Raw genomic sequence first — 5,012 nt, 5'->3', positions numbered from 1 at the left:
GCGATCGAGTACCGGTAACGCCTCGCGGCCTCGATCACCGGCGGCCAGCGCACCAAGACGAACCGCTGAACGGATTAACGCGCCGGTTTTATAGCGATGAATTTGCTCAAGCTCGCTCAGGCCAACCTGCTGGCCTTCTGCCGCCAGATCCAGCGCCTGACCGCCGCACATGCCTGCCACGCCGCTGGCCTGAGCCAGTTCAGAAATCATGGCGATACGGTGTTCTGCCGTTACGCCGGGCATTGCCGTATCGGCAAGTATAGTGAAGGCGAGCGTTTGTAGCGCGTCGCCGGCTAAAATAGCCGTATCTTCGCTGAATTTAATATGGCAGGTCGGCTGGCCGCGCCGCAGACTATCATCATCCATCGCGGGCAGATCGTCGTGGATCAGCGAGTAGGCGTGAATGCACTCAACCGCCGCAGCGGGCGCGTCCAGCGATGCATCATCAGCATGCAGCATTTTGCCGGTGGCATAAACCAAAAACGGACGCAGCCTTTTTCCACCCAGCAGGGCGCCGTATTCCATGGCGTTCACCAGCGACGATTGCTGAAAAGGCAACGCGGTGATAAAGCGCTGTAAAGCCTGATTAACTCGCGCGTGGTGCGCAGTAAGGAGAGCGCTAAAATCCATCAGTCGTTTTCCGGCGTGAAGGGCTGAAGATCGCCATTTTTATCGTCGTTAAGCAGGATTTGCACACGCTGCTCCGCCTGCTGGAGTTTTTGCTGGCCTGCTCGCGCCAGCTGTACGCCGCGTTCAAACTCGTTAAGCGCCTCTTCCAACGGCAGCTCGCCGCTTTCAAGGCGGGAAACAATCTGCTCCAGCTGGGCAAGCGAGGTTTCAAAACTGGCGGGCTGTTCGGCTTTCTTCGGCATAATAACGTTTGCTCAGTGATGTTTTAGTCTGTCAGGTCACTCATGGTAGCCGACTCAAATTGATAAGCAAAATAATGATTCCGACCGCGGTTGAAGAAGCAGTCGCCAGGCAGATGTGATACACTCCTCTCCCCTGGATGTGAAGGGCGTAAGCTACTTTGCAATTCTCTGATTTTACCAGCTAAGTGTGCTCCATTTCAGCACTTAATTGCCCGTTGAGCCCGTGCCACCATGAAGTTTATCATTAAATTATTCCCTGAAATCACCATTAAAAGCCAGTCCGTTCGCCTGCGTTTTATCAAAATGTTAACGACGAACATCCGTAACGTGCTGAAACAGTGCGACGAGACGCTGGCCGTGGTGCGCCACTGGGACCATATCGAAGTCCGTTCTAAAAACGAAAGCCATCGCAGCTATATCATCGATGAACTGTCGCGCATTCCCGGTATTCATCATGTGCTGGAAGTTGAAGAGCGCGGTTATACCGATCTGCACAACATTTTTGAGCAGACGCTGGCGATGAACCGTGAGCGTATTGAAGGCAAAACCTTCTCCGTACGCGTGAAGCGTCGCGGTAAGCATGAATTCAGCTCGCAGGACGTTGAGCGCTATGTTGGCGGCGGGCTGAATCAGCACGTCGAGAGCGCACAGGTCAAGCTGAACCATCCGCAGGTCACGGTCAACTTAGAGATTGAAGACGATCGCCTGCTGCTGATTACCGGCCGTTATGAAGGCATTGGCGGTTTTCCTATCGGCAGCCAGGAAGACGTGCTGTCGCTGATTTCCGGCGGCTTCGACTCCGGCGTCTCCAGCTATATGCTGATGCGTCGCGGCTGCCGCGTGCACTACTGCTTCTTTAACCTCGGCGGCGCGGCGCATGAAATCGGCGTGCGGCAGGTGGCACACTATTTGTGGAACCGCTTTGGCCGCTCGCACAAGGTACGCTTTGTGGCTATCAACTTTGAGCCGGTAGTGGGCGAAATTCTGGAAAAAGTGGACGACGGCCAGATGGGCGTGGTGCTGAAGCGTATGATGGTGCGCGCGGCCTCTACCATTGCCGAACGTTACGGTGTGCAGGCTCTGGTGACCGGCGAGGCGCTGGGCCAAGTCTCCAGCCAGACGCTGACCAATCTGCGGCTGATCGACAATGCTTCTGATACGCTTATCCTGCGTCCGCTGATTTCGCATGACAAAGAGCATATTATCAAGCTGGCGCGTCATATCGGTACGGAAGATTTTGCCCGCACCATGCCGGAGTACTGCGGTGTAATTTCGAAAAGTCCGACTGTAAAAGCGGTGAAAGCGAAAATCGAGGCGGAAGAGCAAAACTTTGATTTTGCGGTGCTGGATAAAGCCATCGAGGAAGCCACCAATGTTGATATCCGTCAGATTGCGGAAGAGACCGGACAGGAAGTGGTGGAAGTAGAAACCGTGGTCTCCTTTGGCGATAACGACGTGGTGCTGGATATCCGCTCGCCTGACGAGCAGGATGACAAGCCGCTGGAACTGGAAGGCATAGAGGTCAAAGGGATGCCGTTCTATAAGCTCAGCACCCAGTTTGGCGATCTTGATCAGAGTAAAACCTGGCTGCTCTACTGCGATCGGGGCGTAATGAGCCGTTTGCAGGCGCTCTATCTGCACGAGCAGGGCTTTAAAAACGTTAAGGTTTATCGCCCTTAAGCGGGCAGATAAAAAGGCGCTGGCTTCAGCGCCTTTTTTATTCTTCAATCATTATTGTCTGCTGATGCCAGCCCATGGGCAACGGCTCCGACCTGACTGTTTCCACCTCGCACAGCTTTAGCGGGCGTGACCCGTCAGCAGCAGAGTAAAAGTCTTTAATGGACAGGTGCATTTTGCCGGGCCTCTCTGAAAAGAGTCTCTACCCATTCCTTTTAATATGGAAACGCTATTCGATATCGATTCAGGCAGAAATAAACTGCCCGGTTTATTCCACCCACTCCCGATAATCGAAAATGCCCGCAGCCGGCACCAGCTGTTGTGCGACCTCGTGCGCTTTTTCTTTACCCGCCAACAGGTCGATCAGCTTGAGGGCAAAATCGATCGCGGTACCGGGAGCCTGACTGGTGAGCAGATTGACACGGCGATCCCAGACCACGCGCTTATCCATCCACCGGCTGTCGGGAATGGTCTCTTTAAGGCCAGGGAAGCCGGTCATGTTGCCAACCGGAAACAGATTATGCGGCACCAGCACCGTGCCGGGTGCTGCGCAAATCGCGGCAACAATACGGCCTGACTGATGAAATTGACGCACCGTTTCGACCAGTAGCGGACTGTCGCGAAACGCTTCTGCCCCTTTCAGGCCGCCGGGCAGCACAATGGCCGCAAAGTCGTTGTCGGCCACTTCTACCAGGGTGGCATCCGTCAGCAGCCGTACGCCGCGCGAACAGCGAATCTCTTTACTACCGTCGTCCGTTACGCTGGCGGTAGTGACCGTGAAGCCCGCGCGTACCAGCAGATCGATAGTGGTGACGGCTTCGGTTTCCTCACTGCCAGGTGCCAGGCAAACCAGTACCGATACGTTCCCGCTCATAATCTTGTTCCTTACGCTTAATCATTTCATAAAGTCGGCTGTTTTCCGGGGTGGCCAGGCCCTGCGCCCGCGCACGGCGGATAACGTAGCCGGTAATATAATCAATTTCGGTGCGCCGTTGCGCGCGAATGTCCTGCAGCATAGAAGAGGTATTGGCGGCGGTCGCGATAATAATTTCTTTCACGTAGTCCAACAGCGCCTCGCGAGAGGTATGTTGCCCCTCGCGCTCCATAACCATCGCCACTTCATTACAGAGCTGGGCCACTTCCTGCGGGTGATTAAGCAGCTCGCCGTTAGTGCAGTCGTACTGGACCGTCAGCGGATTGATCACGCAGTTAACGGCCAGTTTTTGCCAGGCGGCAGAGGAGACGTTGTTATGCCATGCCACATCCGGCAACGCCAGCTGCAGCGTTTCCGCCAGCTTGCTGAGCATGGCGCCATCAGCAGAAGTGGGGCCAATATGGGTAATACCGGCAGCCACATGAATAACCACCGTACCGTCGCGCTTTGCCGCATGGGTAGTAATGCCACGCAGCAGCGGCTGCGTAAGCATCTTAAGTTCGTCAAGCGTGCCCATACCATTATGCAGCAGCAGAACGGGACAGTCCTCACGCAGAATAAACCGTAAATTTTTTACCGCTTCAGAAACCTGCCAGGCTTTCAGTGTCACCAGCAGCAGATCGCTTTGCGCTAAAAATACCGGATCGTTGGCAATGAAGGTTTTGTTACTCATGTTGCCGTTAAGATCTACCACGTTGACCGAGCAGTAGGGCTGCGGTACACGTAACCAGCCCTGAACCTCATTGCCCTGAGCATCCAGCGCAGCCAGCCAGATCTGCCCTAAAGCGCCGCATCCCAATACGGTAATCTTCATTGTTCCTCTCCGCAGACCGGTTGTGTTAAGCCTGCCGGGTGCGCCAGCAGATCTCTTCTTATTATAGCTTTCCATGCCGATGGTTTTTTTACTGATGCTAAGTGGGTATTATGCCTGTCACAACAGAATCAGGAGAAAAAATCATGCCATCATTCGATATCGTATCTGAAATCGACTTGCAGGAAGTGCGCAACGCCGTTGAAAACGCCAACCGTGAAATTTCCACCCGTTTCGATTTTCGCAATGTGACGGCCAGTTATGAACTGAACGAAAAAAACGAAACGATTAAGGTGCTGAGCGAGTCTGATTTCCAGGTGAAGCAGCTGGTGGATATTCTGCGCGAGAAGCTGCTCAAGCGCAGCATTGAAGGCGGTGCGCTGGAAGTGCCGGAGGAGATTGAACACAGCGGTAAAAGCTGGAGCGTGGAAGTTAAACTGAAAAAAGGCATTCCGTCCGAGGTGGCGAAAAAAATCGTCAAGCTGATTAAAGACAGCAAGCTGAAAGTGCAGTCGCAAGTTCAGGGTGAAGAAGTTCGCGTGACCGGTAAATCCCGTGACGACCTGCAAGGCGCGATGGCGCTGGTGCGTGGCGGCGACCTGGGCCAACCGTTCCAGTTTAAAAACTTCCGCGACTAATGAATCAATGATAAAAGGGCGAAGATATCGCCCTTTTATTCAGCTGTTTTCCGCGCCATGTTCCCCAGAGTGCAGTCCTC

6 protein-coding genes are annotated in these 5,012 nt (G+C 54.1%); 2 read left to right on the top strand and 4 right to left on the bottom strand.

The annotated features are described in order from the left end of the window. Positions 1 to 630 (bottom strand): (2E,6E)-farnesyl diphosphate synthase (gene ispA, locus RTK32_RS18900; protein WP_312046693.1); only part of this gene is annotated, 630 nt, incomplete at its 3' end. After that, on the bottom strand, positions 630 to 872 hold the full coding sequence (xseB, locus tag RTK32_RS18895; protein WP_125288415.1) for an exodeoxyribonuclease VII small subunit: 243 nt from the start codon (positions 870 to 872) through the stop codon (positions 630 to 632). The genes ispA and xseB, both read right to left, overlap by 1 nt. A gap of 231 nt (positions 873 to 1,103) precedes the next feature. Between xseB and thiI the strand changes: the two genes are divergently transcribed. Beyond that, positions 1,104 to 2,552, top strand: coding sequence for a tRNA uracil 4-sulfurtransferase ThiI (gene thiI / locus RTK32_RS18890; protein WP_312046691.1), 1,449 nt, complete (start codon positions 1,104 to 1,106; stop codon positions 2,550 to 2,552). A 265-nt stretch (positions 2,553 to 2,817) separates the two neighbouring features. On the opposite strand, the gene yajL is transcribed toward thiI, so the two are convergent. Next, complete coding sequence (gene yajL / locus RTK32_RS18885) at positions 2,818 to 3,423, bottom strand: protein deglycase YajL (RefSeq protein ID WP_312046689.1); 606 nt, start codon at positions 3,421 to 3,423, stop codon at positions 2,818 to 2,820. Beyond that, positions 3,377 to 4,297 carry a 2-dehydropantoate 2-reductase gene (gene panE, locus RTK32_RS18880; protein ID WP_312046687.1) on the bottom strand — a complete coding sequence of 307 codons (921 nt, stop codon included), beginning with the start codon at positions 4,295 to 4,297 and terminating at the stop codon, positions 3,377 to 3,379. Before panE ends, yajL begins: the two co-directional genes overlap by 47 nt. A gap of 143 nt (positions 4,298 to 4,440) precedes the next feature. Here panE and RTK32_RS18875 point away from each other — a divergent pair, with 143 nt between their 5' ends. Continuing rightward, entirely contained in the window at positions 4,441 to 4,932 is a 492-nt protein-coding gene (locus RTK32_RS18875; protein WP_312046686.1) for a YajQ family cyclic di-GMP-binding protein, read from the top strand. The last annotated feature ends 80 nt before the right edge of the window (positions 4,933 to 5,012 follow it).

The organism is Erwinia sp., from assembly GCF_031978025.1.
In the GTDB taxonomy this organism is placed as follows: domain Bacteria; phylum Pseudomonadota; class Gammaproteobacteria; order Enterobacterales; family Enterobacteriaceae; genus Erwinia.
This window is presented reverse-complemented; position numbering and strand designations above follow the sequence as displayed.